Origin of the sequence: Sporobacter termitidis DSM 10068 (genome assembly GCF_900130065.1) — a bacterium.
Lineage (GTDB): Bacteria > Bacillota > Clostridia > Oscillospirales > Oscillospiraceae > Sporobacter > Sporobacter termitidis.
Genome location: NZ_FQXV01000001.1, coordinates 423,210 through 439,274, shown reverse-complemented (window position 1 = coordinate 439,274; position 16,065 = coordinate 423,210). Strand labels below are relative to the sequence as shown.

The window sequence follows — 16,065 nt, the reverse complement described above, 5'->3', positions numbered from 1 at the left end:
TTGTATAGCTTATTAAGGGTGGCGTCAAATGCATCACTCCGTTTAATGGCAAATACCGAAAGTACAGGTTTGCAATTTTCAATGCAGCTTATATATAATATGCTTATTTAAGCGTATTGTTGACAAGAGAACGCCGGCGCTATGGCCGGCAAACGGGACGGAGCCGAAAGGATTTGCTTTCGGCTCTGATTTCATAAGCGATACTGCGGAAGGTCTGATGAATAGATTGCAGCCATTCGGGGTGCTGCGGTTTTGCGATTATAAAAGCTCGTCTAAGCTTTCTATAATGATCTGCAGACCTTCGTTAATAAAACCAAGACCATCGCAAATATCTTTATTGCCTTCAATCTCTTTGCCGTTTTTAACGGCCGCCAGACCTTCGGTGACGGTACGAATTCCCATGCGAATATCATTAACGCCGGCTTGGATGCTGTCTAGGTTCTCAAACTCCCGGATATCCTGTACGCCTTCGATAATATTAAAGAGACCATCTTCAATAACGTGGATTCCTTTAATAATACCCCGCTTTGTTTCTTGAAAGTCATTTTCAGGCATATACTTCAGACTCTCGGCAATTGCTGCATTCCCTTTGTGAATTTCATTAATACCGTCGTTAATTTCCGTAATTGCATCTTTACGATACATAATACTACCTCCGAGGCATTATATGTCTGAAATACAAGTTGCGTTATCACGGCGCCTGTTGTTCTCGGAAATTTCAAATATTCATGCACCTGACTTTAGCACCGGAATACAATGTAAGGGAATTGAAAATAAAGCTTCATATGCGCGATATATGGATCATCCGAGCATTTTCATTCTTAATCTCATGCCTTCCCTTAAGGGCAGTCTCGTAAGCACAGCCCCGGGAAAATAACAGAAGACGGCAACTGGCTAAGGGCCGGAAGCCGTCTTTTGCTGTAAGTTTATGAATAAACCGGCGATCAATGCTAAAAAGCACCGCTTTGTAAAAGCTTTGCCGCCGGCACTTGGCATGGCAGCCTGAAGTAAAGGCAGGCTCTCCCCATGTCATAAGTACATTGCCGTTTTCGCATAGGGAGCAGCCTGCGTCACGTTCTGCTTAAGTATCTGTCTGCGCTTTGCCCAACCTGTGTAAGCTGCTGGCCGGGTCGTCGTTGGGGGCAAAAGCGGCGCACCGCCGGCGCATCAGATAATGAATTTCGAATCGCACTCCAGCCAATGCGTGTCTCTCTGGATTACTGCCGCACCCGACAGTGCCGCCGTCCCTAAGGGAGCGGAGGAACTGCTGCGCACGAAGCTGCCGGGATTCAGGCCGGAGGAATCACAGCGCCTAAAGCTGCCGGGGTTCAATCCGGAGGAATCGCAGCGCTTAAAGCTGCCGGGGTTCAGTCCGGAGGAATCGCAGCGCTTAAAGCTGCCGGGGTTCAGGCTGGAGGGATCGCAGCGCCCAAAGCTGCCGGGGTTCAGTCCGGAGGAATCGCAGCGCCCAAAGCTGCCGGGGTTCAGGCCGGGGGAATAGAAGCGCCTGAAACTGCCGAGGGCCACACCGGGTTCATTGCAATTGTAAACCTTCATTCTTGTGGTATCTTGAGAACCGGCATCGCATGCCTGATCCTCGTCATCATAATATCTATACTTATAAATCATAATAGCCTCCATTGCTCGGATTTTATGAACTTAAAACAAAGCCACTACATAATATGTCTGAGATAACTCCCGCGTTCTTAGCGGCATGGAATTCGCCAAACGCGCCTGTCAGGCTATGGCGCTGTGTGTTCCGCGCCCTATTTGTCCGCCCCAAATATTACGTTAATCCAAAGTACGTGTCTAATTTCTCTGGAATATAATGTATGGGCTGGTTTTATCGGGGCCGATCGGATAAAAACACCGAGACTATAGTTTGACAAGGAGATAAAAAATGAAAGGTATCATCTTAGCGGGGGGTACGGGAACAAGGCTTTTTCCGCTCACTGTCGGGACCTCCAAACAACTGCTGCCTGTTTATAAAAAACCCCTGATCTATTATCCGCTATCCACGCTGATGCTCGCAGGTATCAAAGACGTGCTGGTCATATCAACGCAGGAGGATATCGTCAGGTTTCAAAAATTGCTTGGGAGCGGCAGTCAATTCGGGATTTCCATATCGTATAAGGTACAGCCCTCTCCCGACGGTTTGGCCCAGGCCTTTATTTTGGGAGAGGAGTTTATCGGTTCTGACAGCTGCGCCATGATTTTAGGCGATAACATTTTTTACGGCAGCGATCTGGCGCCGATTCTGCAGGCTGCCGCGGCAAGAACGACCGGAGCGACCGTCTTTGGCTATCGTGTGGATAATCCGGAAAGCTTCGGCGTGGTTGAGTTTGACGAAACAGGCAAGGCTGTTTCTTTGGAAGAAAAACCGCCGCATCCAAAATCACAGTATGCCGTAACAGGCTTGTATTTTTATGATAACCGTGTTGTCGGTTACGCAAAGAGTCTGAAGCCCAGCGCGCGGGGGGAGCTTGAAATTACCGATTTAAACAGGATATATTTAAATAACGGAGAACTGGAGGTAAAACTGCTGGGGCGGGGATACGCATGGTTTGACGCCGGAACGGCCGACAGCCTGATCGACGCGGCGAACTTTGTCAAAATGCTCGAAAAGCACCAGGGAATACGCGTCGCCTCTCCGGAGGAGATCGCAATGGACAAGGGATGGGTGGATAAGAATCCGTAGTTATGTCGCCATGGCATATCAAAACAGGCCGCCGCCGCGGCATTTTTAATAGCGCAAAGGAGCGATTATATGAAATTATTGATCACCGGAGGCGCCGGTTTCATCGGGAGCAATTTCATTTTTTATATGCAGCAGGTTCATCCTGACTATGAGCTCGTGTGCATCGACGCCCTGACGTACGCGGGAAACCCGGAAACATTGGAAAGAGCGCAGGGACAGCTCCGGTTTTTCAAAATGGATATTTCCGATAAAGACGCGATCAGCAGCTTGTTTGAAGAAGAACGCTTCGACGCTGTCGTCAATTTCGCGGCTGAATCCCATGTGGATCGTTCTATCGAGCATCCCGAGGTATTTTTGACAACGAATATTTTAGGGACTCAGGCCCTGATGGAAGCGTGCCGCCGCTTCGGCGTCGGCAGATTTCATCAGATTTCAACCGACGAGGTGTATGGCGATTTGCCGCTGGACAGACCGGATTTATCGTTTGACGAAGACAGTCCCATTCATACCTCGTCGCCGTACAGCGCAAGTAAAGCCGCCGCCGACTTGCTTGCGCTTGCCTATTACCGCACATACGGCCTGCCTGTCACGATATCGCGCTGCTCCAATAATTACGGGCCGTTTCAATTCCCGGAAAAATTGATCCCGCTGACTATTATTAACGCGCTTCGCGGTAAAAGCATACCTGTGTATGGGAACGGCCTGAACAGAAGAGACTGGATCTATGTGGAGGATCATTGCGCGGCCGTCGATCTCATACTGCATAAAGGCAAAATCGGGGAGGTCTATAATATCGGCAGCAGCAGCGAGCAATCCAATCTGGATGTCGTCCGGTCAATTTTATCGGAGCTTGGGAAATCCGAGGCGCTTATTTCATTTGTGACCGACCGGCCGGGGCATGATCTGCGGTATGCCATTAACGCGCGGAAAATTCAAACGGCGCTCGGCTGGAAACCGAAAACGGAATTTGACAACGGCTTGCGGAAAACGGTTGACTGGTATTTGAAAAACCAGAGCTGGTGGGAGAATATCTTAAACGGGACTTACAGAAATCCGGCCAGGCTGCTTTCGGGCGTGGGCGCGCAGCTGACACTGTTTTAGAAACGAATACAAAAAGAGAGCGGGGCTGCCGACGATAAACGAACAGCCCCGCTTCAGTTTGCGGATATTGGCGCCGGGACAGCGGCGGATGCGGAGATTAATTCGCGTTGACAATATAGTGATTGAAATTGTCATATGCCCAGTCCGCGTTGTATTTATGAGCTTGCACAGATTCCGGATCATGTACCGACGCGCAGTAAGCCGTGCGCTGTCCCTCTTTCAGCTCCTGGAAGGTCTGCGTGAATTTCCATGTGTTCTTTGCCACAAAGGATTCGTTTTTATTGTAAAGCCTGCTCATCATAAAGCAGTCGCAGATGCTTCTGCTCAGTGTGCAGAAGGGTTTGCCCGTACATTCTTCGCAGGTGATCCTCTGCGTCATATCGATTTCTATCGTTGTGATAAAGCCAACTTTAAAATTTGTATAATGAACAATCCGCGGAGAGATCTCCGCGTCGCCAAAGCCGTTTTCCTCGCTCCAATATCCGATTTCCTTCAGGAGTCTGGGTCTCAGGCATTGTAATTGCCCGGGGATGAAATCCATCGAGGCATCAATGTCGGCGTTCTTCAGCTCGAGATAAGCGACGGCCCCGTTAATTTTGGGGATGATTGGCGGGAGATAGCGCGGATATGGGTTATCTCTCATTAATCCTAATAAGCCCACTTCCGGGAAGGCACTGAAAACCTCCATGAACCGGGCTATCCAGTTTTTTGTCTTGATGAAGGTGTCGCTGTCCATCGCGATGAAATATTGATAGGGTTTTCTTCTGCTGAGCGCGAAGTTCGTGGCGAAAATCGGGCCGCAGTTTTTATCAAAACGAATTCTCGATTTTATTCGCCTGTCCGTCAGGCTCTGGATATAATCCCAGCTGTTGTCCTGTGAATTGCAGTCGATGATATTCAGCTCGAAATCTTCGTCCGAATCCAGCAGATTGGTGAGATTCCGCATCGTCAGCCCCAGCCGGTTGAAGGTGATGAAGTTTATATACGGCGGATACTCGGGATTCTCCTCCTCGGGCCCGCAATCCGCATGCGCGGGGACTATGGCGGGATCACTTGTCACGAAGCCGGGCGTCGCGCCAAGGATGATGGCGGAGGGATCGCCTTCAAAATGAATCTCCGCGATCAGGCCGCCGGGCGCAGCTTCCGGCTGTATCACCCTGGTCGTGACGCCCGGCACCGGAGCCAGCGGCGCCGCCTCGGGCGTCACGTCCGTTGCCGGAGCCGACAGCGCTATTTCAGGCACGATGTCCGCCGCCGTGACCGGCGCCGCCGTTTCAGGCGGCACGTCTGTTGCCAGAGCCGACAGCGCCGTTTCAGGCGGCACATCTGTCACCACGGCCGGCACTTCCTCTTCCGGCGTCATGTCCGCCTCCGGAGCCGACGGGGCAGCTACCGGTGTTATGTCCGCTGCCGGCGCCGGCAACTCCGCTTCAGGCGTGATGTCCGGCGCTGCGGCCGGCGGCTCCGCCGGCAAAACTATCTGGCCGCTCTCTTCGGTTTGAATACCCGGCATGGTAAGCGGCAGTATTACCGTCTTCATCCCAAGCTCCAGAATAGTTTCATCGGTCCCGCTGGTGCCGCCTGGATTTTCGTTCTTGGTGCCGGGGCTTTTAAAATCCTCGGCAGCGCTTCTTTTTATATTCAAATACCAATAAGGTAAAAATTTATGGTTAATGATTTTGGCTGTGCCGTTCTTGAGCATCTCGCTCATTTCATTGTTCGGATGGATTTTCATTGGGATTGATGCCATATCTCCTCTCATTAATCTATTCTGCAGCGGAATATCTTTATTTGAGTTCATCTTGAGTAACGGTTCGTTTTACAACCTGCTTTCACGAATGATCCTGCAGATATAGGCCACTTCTTCATGAGACAGCTCGCCGTATAACGGCAGCGCCAGGACGGAATCGGCAACCTTATTTGCAACCGGGAGCCTTGCTTTGTCGGCTGACGGTAAATCCTTGTAGCATTGCAGGTTGCTGCACAGAGGGTAGAAATACTTTCGCGTAATGATGTTGTGGGCTTTGAGCTCCTCGTAGAGCACATCGCGGGATATTTCGAATTCATTTTTATCAATAGTGATGACGAAATAAGGATAATTGTACTCAAGACCGTCCACAGGTTTGTTTATCCTGATTCCCGGAATATCCCCGAGCTCTTCGGCATAGGTGGCAGCAATCTCTTTTCGTCTCCTGATCTCCTCTTCGACCTTATCCAAAAGCAAAAGCCCTACCGCCGCCTGGACCTCGTTCAGCTTGGCGTTGGTCCCAGGCTCAAGCACATCGCCGTCGGGCAGTATGCCGAAGTTTCTCATTTGATCGGCTCTTTCCTTTAAGTAAGGATGCTTGAAAACCAGCGCGCCGCCCTCAATGGTGTTATAAACCTTTGTCGCGTGGAAGCTGAACATGGTGATATCGCCGAAGGACGCAATGGCTTTTCCATGGTGCCGTACGCCGAAGGCATGTGCGGCGTCGTATATAACCTTTAAGCCGTGTCGGTCGGCAATTTGCTGAATTTTCTCCACATCGCACGGATTTCCGAAAACGTGCACCGGCATGATCGCCGTCGTTTTTTCTGTTATCAGCGCTTCGATCTTATCGGGATCGATATTATATGTTTCTTCCTCAATATCGCAGAATACGGGCTTGAGCTGGTTCCACACAAGCGCGTTCACCGTCGCCGGAAAGGTAAACGGCGTCGTAATGACCTCGCCGGAAAGCTCCAGTACTCTGCAGGCAAGCTGCAGCGCCAATGTCCCGTTTGAAAAAACGGATAAATACTCCGCATTAAGGAAATTAGCCAGCCTGCGCTCAAGCTGGACGACTTTTTCTCCGTTATTGCTCAGCTGCTTGCTGTCCCATATCTCCTTTATTTTCTGATCCATATCTTCTAAATCAGGCAGGAGAGGCTGCACGATTTTTATCGGCTTTTTAAAAGGCTCTGACAAGAATTTTCCTCCTCGGTGTCGTACTCAATACAATATATTGTTAGGAATAGCAAATGTTACAGTCACACTTGAAGTGACGGCTAATAAAATGTATTAGCTATGCGCATTTATGAATTCTGTCTTTACTCCTAAAATAGCACCAATAACGACATTTATCGCAGCGCCGATGCCTGGTGCCGGCGGCTCCGAAAGCCGGGCGTATAAACGCAAATGGCGCGCACCGGCAGATCAGGACGGCGCACGCCAAATAAAATAATAATAAGAAAGTATATGACAATGGAACTGAAATACGAAGATATCGGCATCGGGGACCGCTATACGCTGAAAAAAACGATTACGGAAGCGATGGTCCGGGAGTTTGCGGATTTCACCGGCGACTATAACCCGGTGCATATGGATGAAGATTACTGCCGGAGCCATGGGATGCCGTCAAGAATTGTCCACGGAATGTTGGTATTGTCCTTTGTGTCTACCCTGGTCGGCATGTACCTCCCCGGCGAAGGGACGGTCTGGATGTCGCAAAGCTTTGACTTTATCTCTCCCGCAAAGATTGACGATACTATTGAAATTACCGGTGAGGTGTCAGCCAAAAGCGATGCCAATGCGCTGGGATTAAAGATTATAGAATTAAAAATCAGAATAAAGAATCAGCTCGGTCATATGATCGCAAAAGGTTCCGTCAAGGTAACAATGAAATAATCGATATTTTCATGGAGGCCTGTTTTGAATAAAAAAGTTATTTTAATCACAGGCGGCAGCAAAGGACTCGGCGCCGAATTTGTAAAAGCTCTTTTATCGTCCGAAGATAACGCGGTATATTTCACCTATTCGGACAAATCGGCCGAATTTCAGCCATCCGGCAATGTTACGCCGATATTGTGCGACCAAAAAAACGAAGCCGAGATTATCGACTGCGTTGCTCAAATCGTCAATGCGCAGGGGCGAATCGACGTGCTTGTCAATAACGCCTGTTCCGGCTTTAAACCGTGCGACTTTCTGGATACCGACTGGAATATGTTTCAGGATATCATAGACGTTAACGTGAAGGGCGCGTATCTGTTCACCAGGGAAGCGGCGCGGAGCATGAAGCAGCAGGGAAACGGCAGGATTATTAATATAGTGTCCTCCTATGTCGTCAATGTGCCCCCTGAAAAATTATCGTTTTACATTACGGCGAAATATGCTCTTGCCGGTTTGTCCAAAGCCACGGCGGTGGAGCTGGGCAAATATGGCGTTACAGTCAATATGATCTCTCCGGGCCTGATGGCCACACAGCTGACGAATTATCTTCCCGCCAGATATTTGGAGGCATATAAGCAAAAGCATCCCATGAAGAGAATGACGACGACGGCGGATGTTGCCGAGGTGCTCAAATTCCTTATTTCAGACGGCGCCCAGTTCCTGAACGGCGTCAACATCCCGGTTAACGGAGGCGAAGCTTTTTAATGGACGATTCCATCAACATCGCAATATTGGGAAACTGCACGACGGATTATATTACAAAGGCTTTAGTCCAGGCTTGCGGTAATTATCATATTGCGGCGGAAATTTATAATTGCCCGTATCGGCAATACAATCAGGAGATCATCAACCCCGGGAGCGGATTTTACAAATCGGCTCCCGAGCTCACGATACTCTTTCTCGAGGGAAAGAATTTATTTCCCGAGTGGTTTGAATTCAAGACAATCATGAACAGTCGCGAGCAAAAGCTTTCGTCCGTGCAGTCCATACTGGAGTCGCTGATCTCGCTGGCCGAAGAGATCCATAAAAACTCCGGCACTAAGATCCTTGTGAATAATTTCAAAATACCGCATTTTTCTCCGCTCGGAATTCTGGATAACAAATACTTTCCCGGGCTGAGAGATATGATTTCTCTCTTAAACTATCAGCTGTCGGAGTGGGCGGCGGACAAAGACTATGTGTATATTTTCGATTACCACGCCTTTTCCGCCTATTATGGAGAAGCAAATCTGGAAGACGCGAAGATGCTCTATATGACGAAAACGACGATATCGCTAAAGTACACGACCGCGTTGGCCAGAGAATATATGAAATATATCCTGCCCTTGAAATACCGGGCCAAAAAATGTCTGGTGCTCGATTTGGACAATACGCTTTGGGGCGGCATTGCCGGAGAGGACGGCATATCCGGCGTCAAGCTCGATATTACGGATTCAGGCAGGAGCTTCTACGATTTCCAAAAGGAAATCCTGAACCTGTATTATAAAGGCGTCATTCTGGCAATCAACAGTAAAAATAATGTCGAAGACGCCATGAATATCATCGAAAACCATCCTCATATGCTTCTGAAAAAGGAATATTTCTCCGTGATGAAGATCAATTGGCAGGATAAGGCCAAAAATCTGACGGAGATTGCCGAAGAATTAAACATCAGTACGGACAGCATTATTTTTTTTGACGACAGTATTGTTGAAAGGGAGCTTGTGAAATCCCTGCTGCCCGAGGTCATGGTTGTCGACGTCCCGGTTGATACAAGCAAATATTCCGACACGATCAGAAACCTGATCGAATTTGAATATCTGAAGCTGACAGCGGAAGATTTAAGCCGCAACGTCATGTATACGGCCAACAAGAAAAGAGACGAAGCCCAAAAAAAATTCAGCACCGTTGAGGAGTATTTGAACAGCCTCCAAACAAAGGTCATTCTTGAATTTTCAAATGACTTCACTATACCCAGGATCGCCCAACTCACGCAAAAGACGAATCAATTCAATTTGACGACAAAGCGATATACCCAGGAAGAAATCACGCGCTTTCATCAGTCGCCGGATTATATTGTCGCGTCGGTCCAAGTCACCGACATTTACGGAGACAACGGCATTACCGGCGTGTGCATCGTAAAGCTGGAGGGTGACAGCGCGTTTATCGATACCTTTCTGCTGAGCTGCCGCATTATGGGCAGAGATGTTGAGTTTGCTTTTTTAAGTAAGGTCGTGGAGCTGCTGAGAGCGCAGGGCGTCAAAACAGTCGACGCGCTCTACAGAAAGACGGAAAGAAATCAAACGACCGCGGATTTCTATATGAAAGCCGGCTTCTCCGTGGTTTCGGCAAATGAGAGCGAAACCTCGTATCGCCTGGATGAATCGGCACAGCCCGGCGGCATCGAACAAATTGAGACTATAGTGAAAGGTGAAATCCCATTATGGACGAAAAATTCGTAAATCTGATTGCATCGACGCTGGAGATTCCCGCGGACGATCTCAAATATGACTCGACAACCGAAACCGTCCCCCAGTGGACCTCCCTGAGTCACTGGGAGATTATCGAGGCATTGGAAGCGCAGTACGGCATAGAATTTACGATGGACGAAGCCACGGAGTTCAAGAATCTCGGGGAGCTGTATGAAATCCTGCAGCGTAAACTGTCATAGCCGGATTTGCGAATCGGGAAAGGATAAAACTATGATTCCGCCGTTCATCAGTTATGTATCATTTAACCGACTGGGATTAACGACCAAGAATCTGTCGGCGATACTGAACAGTACGGAAGATTTTGAAATGCATATTATAGACAGCTGCTCCAAGGACGACACCTGGGATTATATCATGAGCCTGAATGACAGCCGGATCAAAACAAAAGAGCATTTTGAGGTGAATCACGGCAAAACCTACGCCGTGAATTTACACCTGATGAGAAGGCTGCCCGAGCAGTATTTTTTTACCGTTGATAACGGCGCGCATATCGGCACCAAAGGCTGGATCGGTAAGTTTTTGGACGTCTTCGAGGCTTTTCCCGAAGTGGGTCTTCTGGGTGTCCGGGCAGCCGATGGCTATCAGCCCCAGGTTATCCCGAGAGTAAAAGGCCCCTTATCCTATCTGGAGCTGACCGACAATATCTCGGATGCCGAAAAAAGCTATATACCCGACCACTGTATGTGCCTGAGGCCCGAACTGATCAAGGGAATCGGCTATTTCAGCGAGGAAAACTATTTTGGGGCGATAGACCTGTCTTATCGGGTATGCAATCATACCGGCTTCAAGGCCGGTTTTATGCCCAATGTACACCTTCGGCGGCCCGACCCCATACCGTGCAGCGCCTGTACATATTTTAGGGAATGTAAACTCGATAAGGCCCCCAATACCTGCTTTTCTATATATAACAAGCTTAATAAGGACGCGGATTTTTTGCAGAAAAACAAATGGAAATTTGAAGAAACGGTCCGGGACCTTCAAAGCGGAGCCCGTCCGGTGTACTGCGCTTCGCTTGTCGATGTTTCATCAAGCAAGGACCATGTGTACAACAAGGACTGGGCAATGGGAAATATCGTCTATTTTATCAAAAACGCCAATTAAGAAATAAGCCTGCACCAGCGAATTTTATTGAAAGCGGTTTTAACGATGAAGGATATTGTCTTATATGGATCAGGCGGCATGGCCCTTGAAGTCGTTCAGCTGATTGAAGATATCAACGCAATAGAACCCACATGGAATATACTGGGCTACATTGATGATTTCAGAGGCGATCAGGGTGAAAATAATCCCGTCGTCAGCGGTTACAGAATACTTGGTACAAATAAAGCGGTCAAAGACGTCGATAAATCGGTTTACTGGGTTATCGCTGTCAGCAATCCCAAGGCCAAAAAAGATATCTACGATTCCTTGGCGGACTATAACCTGAAATACGCGACATTGGTCCACCCCACGGCGAAAATATGCAAAAATGTCGCGATCGGGGAGGGGACCATCGTCAGCTACGGCTGCATCGTCTCCGTCAATGCCGTCCTGGAATCTCATATTTATTTAAATATGAGAACCGTCATCGGGCACGATACCATCATCAAGAACTTTTCCACCTGCCTGATAGACTGTATTGTTGCCGGTAATGTGCTGATTAACGAAGGCGTTTTGCTGGGCTCAAACTGTGTGATCAAGGAGAAAAAAACAATCGGCAGGAATTCAAAAATCAGCATGGGCTCCGCTGTCTTCTTCAATGTGGACGACGATGTCATCGTGATGAGCAAGCCCCCTAAAAGCATGAAGTTCTGAACCCTGTTACCGATAAAGGCTTGTCAATATATGCGCTGCAGCGTCACCGGCCATTTACAGCGTGTCATACGAAGAAGCCCACGCCCCATGGGGCGCGGGCTTCAGGCTGTCGATAAAGCCCTTTGGGCTTTATCGACAAGGGGATACATGCAGCGCGCTCAGCCGCGCACTGCATGAGAAGAGTCACTACGGAGGCGCATGTCCTCCTGCGTGACAAATGATGAATTTATTTGCCGCTTCGGCGGCAAACTCTGCGAGGCTTTGCCCGCTGCAAGCGGGTTTTTGACAAGCTGAAGCCCACGCCCCATGGGCGCCGGCTTTTTGATGGTGCGGGTAAAAAAGCAATGCTTTCAAACAATCAAACAACCTCCAAGGGCTGACAGGAGGGGCAATAGTAAACAGCGCCGCCCAGGTAGGCCTCTTTAACAAACGGCCCGCTGCATTGCGGACAGTCCGAGGCCAGCGTGTTTTTTGACAGCTTCGTCTGATATCCGCCCGGCTGCCCGAAAAGGTCTTTTTCCGTGTCTCGGCCTCCCTGTACGGTCATATCATTCAGAACTGATTTGATACAGGAAAGCAGCCGGTCCCGGTCCGAATCGCTGAATGAACCGATCTTTCGCTTCGGATGGATACCGGCGGTGAACAGAATATCCTGTAACACACCGTTGCCGATACCGGGGAAGCGCTGCTCCGTGGCAAGAAACGCCTTCGCGCTCAGAGTGGGTTTGCTTTCCCAAAGCAACTTACGGTAATATGGCTCAAATTTATCGGAAAGGGGTGAAATTGCCGTTCTGCTCTTGAGATAATATTCGTTGTCATAGGCGCTGTCGTGGAGGATAATACCCCCATACATGGCGACCGTAAAGACCAGCACCGCGTCGTCATCGAATTCTATCAGCAGCTGATAATTTTTCGGGGCTTCAGTGTGATTCGTAAAACGCGCGTTTACACCGTCGTTAAAGCACAGCCGCAGCCCGTTGTCAAAGGCCATGTCAACATAGCTGCCGAAGCCCTCCGCTGCCTGGAGGATACTGCCGCTCATTTTGGTATCGTAATCCGACGGATCGCCGGCATACCAGCAGAATTTATGTGCCTTCGTCGGCGGAAACACCCGCCGTATCCTCTTGCCAACAATGTTATTGTTGATCTGTCCTGCAATAGTGCTTGTCTCCGGAAATTCCAGCATCATACGCACCTTCTTCCGACATGTTTCGGGCTGCTCATCGAAAACTTTCCCAAACTATCAGTAATTATATCAACGAGTCGCAGTTTTTTCCAGACCTTTATGGAGATTCTCCCAAGCCACCCTGAGCCGTCAAAAGGGAAGGGGCTTCTTCCGAAGCCCCTTTTGTAGGCGTTATTTCATTTCAAACGTATGCGTCTCGTATCGATCCTTATCCAAATAGCTGTACCCGCGGAGGATGACCTCACTTGGCAGCTTCTCCGTTGCCTGCAATGAAATCTTTTCAATATAGTGCGTGTCATCGATTGTCACGATGCCACCGCCTGAAGCGGCGCCGCTTGGAATGCGTTCGCCGTAGCTGTCAAGAAATTCAAACAATATACCGTCGGTTTCAGCGTATTTTTCTTCGTCTATGACAGTGAACTCGACCTCTGCATAGGTCGACATCGCCGAACTCTTGAGCGTGATTTTGTCTACGCGGACACCACAGTCGTCGAAGACGGCGGGCTCTGTGCTGATGACGCTTTCCTGTGTTCCGGTATTTTTAAGAGTGGCAGAGAGTGTCGTATCTTTTTTGCTGTCCATATCTCTCGTGTACTTGCCGTTTTCGATGACAAAAGGAACGGCAACGCATCTGAGCTCCACGTCCGGCGCGGCGGAATCACCTTCATACCTGCCCTCAATCATATACACGAGGGTCCCGTCTTCTTCAAGCAGATAATCGATGGAACAGTTCGCGCCGCTGATACCCACGGACGTTTGCAGCATCTCCTTATGGTTTTCCTGGGCGTAATCGGCAATCGTGCCGGTGCCTCCGTTAAATATCGGCCCCATACTTGCGGTTTGGTCCGACGGATAGACATCGGGGCCCAGCAGCAGGTAATCGGGGGAAGAGGGCTTGACATCGAGGACGATATAGACGCTCTGCCCGTCATATACAGCTTCGCGTACCGTAAAGGCGGCGACATCGGTCTGTGTGCCTTCCTGGGGCACATCCGTTTGCACGATTTTGGAGGCTTCGGGCAAAACCTCTACATCAAGCCGTCTGCCGCTCAGGAAATCGAGGATTCCCCATGTGTTGGACAAGGCCAAAGCGGTCCCGGCCGACAGTACGCAGATGATCGCGATAACAGCCGCAATTCGGTAGTAACCTATTCTCACAGGCTTTCGGTTCCTGCTTTTCTGCAAATAGGCCAGGGTGTGATGAACGTTATCGACAAAATCGTCGTCAGCTTGGCCGAACACGTTTTCCAATTCATTTATGTTTCGCATGACAAAGAGTCCTCCCCGCACAAAGTTTTTTTAAGTTCCTTCCTTCCGCGCCGCATGCGCGATTTGACTGTACCTTGGGGCCAGTGAAGAATTTTGGCAATCTCACCGACGGAATAGCCTTCCACATAGTAAAGCACAAGCGGCAGGCGCTGTGATTCTTCCAGCCCGAACAGCGCGTCGTGCAGCTCATAATCGGCGCCCGTCGGAGCGGCGCGTTCAGGCAGTTCCTCCATAGGCAATTCACGCTCTCTTTTCCTCTGGATATTGTGGCATTCATTAATAAGTATACGGATTATCCAAGTCTGCATGTAGCGCTCATCTTTAAGCTGTTGGCGCTTCTCCCACGCTTTGTACAGGCACTCCTGTACCGCCTCGTCGCGGTCGCAGCTTTGCGATAGCTGCGTGTAACTAACGCGATACAGCGTTTGCATCATTGCGACAATCCGTTCAGCAAATTCGTCGCTTGTCACTCGTCGTCCTCCTCGTTTGTTCTTGACCGGTCATATATTAGACGATCAAGAACGGCGATTGGTTTTCGCAAGGAAAGTTTTTTATTTTATATTGCTTTATACTACTTTATTTGATAAAGACAGACCTGGCAAGGTGCGGGGGAAACGCTCCGGGCGCTTGTTCTAATTGGCGGAGTCGCAAGATCCGGGCCGTGCTGAATAAAAAAGCCCTGATTATAGCCGAAAAGGCTTACAATCAGGGCTTTTTCGTTGGGGTTGTACTAAAATGAAATTTTTGCCGCGAGCAGAAGCGAGCCTTTGCAAGTGCGGCGGCACAAGCGTTTTGGCCTATAACCAAAACGTAGCTTCAATTAATAGATTTAACAATATACTCACGAAAATATTGCATTGGTTTCGTTGTATCGCTATAATTCTCGCTGACAAAAGCAGCGACCATATCATATTCCGGAACGATAATAATAAACTGCCCAAATAAGCCCATAGCAAAGTAGAACTGTATTTCTTTATCTTCTTTCGCACTGATACTTGATATCCACCATTGATAGCCATAATGTCCGATAATCGGATATGTTAAGAATCGAGGGACCGTTGACTCTGTAATCCAGTTTTGAGGGACAATTTCTCTACCTTAAATAGTCCCTTCCTTTAGATAAAGATAACCGAACTTCAACATATCCTGTATCGTCATGCTCAATCCGTTTGCGCCGAGATTGATATTTTTACTGTATTCCATCGGGGCGAAGTAATTCCATTCGCCAAATTCAGGCCAATCGAGCCCCGCACTCATGGTCAGCAAATGATAAAGCGTAATGTGCTGTTTCCTTATGTCACTTTGGTTCGACAGCACATCTCCGAAGAATTCAACTATTGGGGTGTTGACATCCTGTAAAAGCCCTTGCTTCATGCAAATACCAATTAATGCAGATGTAAAGCTTTTTGTACTCGAGATGTAAAGCTTTTTGTACTCGAGTTGATGTGATGAATGCCGTTTTCAGCCTTCTTGTTTTTATAATACTCAAATATGATATGTTCGTTACGCATCACAAGGCCGCAGAGAATACCGTCCTTTTTCATGCTTTTTCTCATGTTTTCTGAAATAGTATTATCCGTGCCGCCTGTTTGCGGATTAGCGTTTGAAAATGCTATCATACATTTCATCCTTTTCTCTCCGCAGTTGTTATCAAAGCTAATAAGTTCCTATAGTCATTATTTCACTCCGAAGAATTTCTGGTTATCTGTGTTCTGTATGTAAAAAAGTAAATCTATTTCTATTATACCTTGCCGGAGCGAAAAGGAACAGACAAGCCTCTTGTCGAAGTTTTCCTGTTCCTCTGGAGTTATATTGCAAAATTCCACGACGTGAGCGAAGCGAGCCGCCGCAGGGCGAA

Annotated in this window: 17 protein-coding genes; 8 read left to right on the top strand and 9 right to left on the bottom strand. The window is 48.7% G+C overall.

The features are described 5' to 3' along the window. Nucleotides 1-258: 258 nt before the first annotated feature. Both BUB60_RS02075 and BUB60_RS02070 read right to left on the bottom strand, forming a co-directional pair. Nucleotides 259-645: a hypothetical protein gene (locus BUB60_RS02075; RefSeq protein ID WP_073075964.1), complete on the bottom strand. Its 387-nt coding sequence runs from the start codon at nt 643-645 to the stop codon at nt 259-261. Between the two features lie 522 nt (nt 646-1,167). After that, nucleotides 1,168-1,629, bottom strand: a complete 462-nt coding sequence (locus BUB60_RS02070; RefSeq protein WP_073075963.1) for a hypothetical protein — start codon at nt 1,627-1,629, stop codon at nt 1,168-1,170. 271 nt (nt 1,630-1,900) lie between these two features. Between BUB60_RS02070 and rfbA the strand changes: the two genes are divergently transcribed. Next, the gene (gene rfbA, locus BUB60_RS02065; protein WP_084726170.1) at nt 1,901-2,698 is read left to right on the top strand and encodes a glucose-1-phosphate thymidylyltransferase RfbA; all 798 of its coding nucleotides are present in this window, start codon (nt 1,901-1,903) and stop codon (nt 2,696-2,698) included. A 69-nt stretch (nt 2,699-2,767) separates the two neighbouring features. Continuing rightward, entirely contained in the window at nt 2,768-3,799 is a 1,032-nt protein-coding gene (gene rfbB, locus BUB60_RS02060) for a dTDP-glucose 4,6-dehydratase (protein WP_073075962.1), read from the top strand. A 97-nt stretch (nt 3,800-3,896) separates the two neighbouring features. Here the strand turns inward: rfbB and BUB60_RS02055 are convergent, their stop codons facing one another. Both BUB60_RS02055 and BUB60_RS02050 read right to left on the bottom strand, forming a co-directional pair. Next, nucleotides 3,897-4,841, bottom strand: coding sequence for a glycosyltransferase family 2 protein (locus BUB60_RS02055; protein ID WP_278277459.1), 945 nt, complete (start codon nt 4,839-4,841; stop codon nt 3,897-3,899). Nucleotides 4,842-5,618: 777 nt separating this feature from the next. Next, nucleotides 5,619-6,683 carry a DegT/DnrJ/EryC1/StrS family aminotransferase gene (locus BUB60_RS02050; protein WP_084726220.1) on the bottom strand — a complete coding sequence of 355 codons (1,065 nt, stop codon included), beginning with the start codon at nt 6,681-6,683 and terminating at the stop codon, nt 5,619-5,621. A 339-nt stretch (nt 6,684-7,022) separates the two neighbouring features. Here BUB60_RS02050 and BUB60_RS02045 point away from each other — a divergent pair, with 339 nt between their 5' ends. The 6 genes from BUB60_RS02045 to BUB60_RS02020 are packed head-to-tail and all read left to right on the top strand — an operon-like array spanning nt 7,023 to nt 11,752. Next, a complete protein-coding gene (locus BUB60_RS02045) occupies nt 7,023-7,445 on the top strand; it encodes a MaoC family dehydratase (protein WP_159435327.1) in 423 nt (140 codons plus the stop codon). A gap of 24 nt (nt 7,446-7,469) precedes the next feature. Further along, nucleotides 7,470-8,192: an SDR family NAD(P)-dependent oxidoreductase gene (locus tag BUB60_RS02040; RefSeq protein WP_073075959.1), complete on the top strand. Its 723-nt coding sequence runs from the start codon at nt 7,470-7,472 to the stop codon at nt 8,190-8,192. Beyond that, complete coding sequence (locus BUB60_RS02035) at nt 8,192-9,928, top strand: HAD-IIIC family phosphatase (protein WP_073075958.1); 1,737 nt, start codon at nt 8,192-8,194, stop codon at nt 9,926-9,928. Before BUB60_RS02040 ends, BUB60_RS02035 begins: the two co-directional genes overlap by 1 nt. Beyond that, nucleotides 9,910-10,137, top strand: coding sequence for an acyl carrier protein (locus BUB60_RS02030; RefSeq protein WP_073075957.1), 228 nt, complete (start codon nt 9,910-9,912; stop codon nt 10,135-10,137). The genes BUB60_RS02035 and BUB60_RS02030 overlap by 19 nt, the downstream gene beginning before the upstream one ends. Beyond that, nucleotides 10,109-11,059 carry a glycosyltransferase gene (locus tag BUB60_RS02025; protein WP_341444100.1) on the top strand — a complete coding sequence of 317 codons (951 nt, stop codon included), beginning with the start codon at nt 10,109-10,111 and terminating at the stop codon, nt 11,057-11,059. Before BUB60_RS02030 ends, BUB60_RS02025 begins: the two co-directional genes overlap by 29 nt. A gap of 45 nt (nt 11,060-11,104) precedes the next feature. Continuing rightward, a complete protein-coding gene (locus BUB60_RS02020; protein ID WP_073075955.1) occupies nt 11,105-11,752 on the top strand; it encodes a PglD-related sugar-binding protein in 648 nt (215 codons plus the stop codon). A gap of 358 nt (nt 11,753-12,110) precedes the next feature. On the opposite strand, the gene BUB60_RS02015 is transcribed toward BUB60_RS02020, so the two are convergent. The 5 genes from BUB60_RS02015 to BUB60_RS01995 form a co-directional block, all read right to left on the bottom strand. Further along, a complete protein-coding gene (locus BUB60_RS02015) occupies nt 12,111-12,941 on the bottom strand; it encodes a DNA-formamidopyrimidine glycosylase family protein (RefSeq protein WP_341444099.1) in 831 nt (276 codons plus the stop codon). 168 nt (nt 12,942-13,109) lie between these two features. Continuing rightward, entirely contained in the window at nt 13,110-14,207 is a 1,098-nt protein-coding gene (locus tag BUB60_RS02010; RefSeq protein WP_073075954.1) for a DUF4179 domain-containing protein, read from the bottom strand. Beyond that, a complete protein-coding gene (locus tag BUB60_RS02005; RefSeq protein WP_073075953.1) occupies nt 14,195-14,677 on the bottom strand; it encodes an RNA polymerase sigma factor in 483 nt (160 codons plus the stop codon). The genes BUB60_RS02010 and BUB60_RS02005 overlap by 13 nt, the downstream gene beginning before the upstream one ends. Nucleotides 14,678-15,305: 628 nt before the next feature. Then, nucleotides 15,306-15,581, bottom strand: coding sequence for a hypothetical protein (locus BUB60_RS02000; RefSeq protein WP_073075952.1), 276 nt, complete (start codon nt 15,579-15,581; stop codon nt 15,306-15,308). Between the two features lie 11 nt (nt 15,582-15,592). Continuing rightward, nucleotides 15,593-15,826 (bottom strand): hypothetical protein, encoded by a 234-nt coding sequence (locus BUB60_RS01995; RefSeq protein ID WP_143162238.1) that lies wholly within the window; start codon nt 15,824-15,826, stop codon nt 15,593-15,595. Nucleotides 15,827-16,065: the final 239 nt, after the last annotated feature.

Coding starts and splice junctions, on each gene's coding strand:
- BUB60_RS02075 (WP_073075964.1), bottom strand. CDS start 645: ATGTATCGTAAAGATGCAATTACGGAAATTAACGACGGTATTAATGAA.
- BUB60_RS02070 (WP_073075963.1), bottom strand. CDS start 1,629: ATGATTTATAAGTATAGATATTATGATGACGAGGATCAGGCATGCGAT.
- rfbA (WP_084726170.1), top strand. CDS start 1,901: ATGAAAGGTATCATCTTAGCGGGGGGTACGGGAACAAGGCTTTTTCCG.
- rfbB (WP_073075962.1), top strand. CDS start 2,768: ATGAAATTATTGATCACCGGAGGCGCCGGTTTCATCGGGAGCAATTTC.
- BUB60_RS02050 (WP_084726220.1), bottom strand. CDS start 6,683: ATGGATCAGAAAATAAAGGAGATATGGGACAGCAAGCAGCTGAGCAAT.
- BUB60_RS02045 (WP_159435327.1), top strand. CDS start 7,023: ATGGAACTGAAATACGAAGATATCGGCATCGGGGACCGCTATACGCTG.
- BUB60_RS02035 (WP_073075958.1), top strand. CDS start 8,192: ATGGACGATTCCATCAACATCGCAATATTGGGAAACTGCACGACGGAT.
- BUB60_RS02030 (WP_073075957.1), top strand. CDS start 9,910: ATGGACGAAAAATTCGTAAATCTGATTGCATCGACGCTGGAGATTCCC.
- BUB60_RS02025 (WP_341444100.1), top strand. CDS start 10,109: ATGAAATCCTGCAGCGTAAACTGTCATAGCCGGATTTGCGAATCGGGA.
- BUB60_RS02020 (WP_073075955.1), top strand. CDS start 11,105: ATGAAGGATATTGTCTTATATGGATCAGGCGGCATGGCCCTTGAAGTC.
- BUB60_RS02015 (WP_341444099.1), bottom strand. CDS start 12,941: ATGATGCTGGAATTTCCGGAGACAAGCACTATTGCAGGACAGATCAAC.
- BUB60_RS02010 (WP_073075954.1), bottom strand. CDS start 14,207: ATGCGAAACATAAATGAATTGGAAAACGTGTTCGGCCAAGCTGACGAC.
- BUB60_RS02000 (WP_073075952.1), bottom strand. CDS start 15,581: ATGAAGCAAGGGCTTTTACAGGATGTCAACACCCCAATAGTTGAATTC.
- BUB60_RS01995 (WP_143162238.1), bottom strand. CDS start 15,826: ATGATAGCATTTTCAAACGCTAATCCGCAAACAGGCGGCACGGATAAT.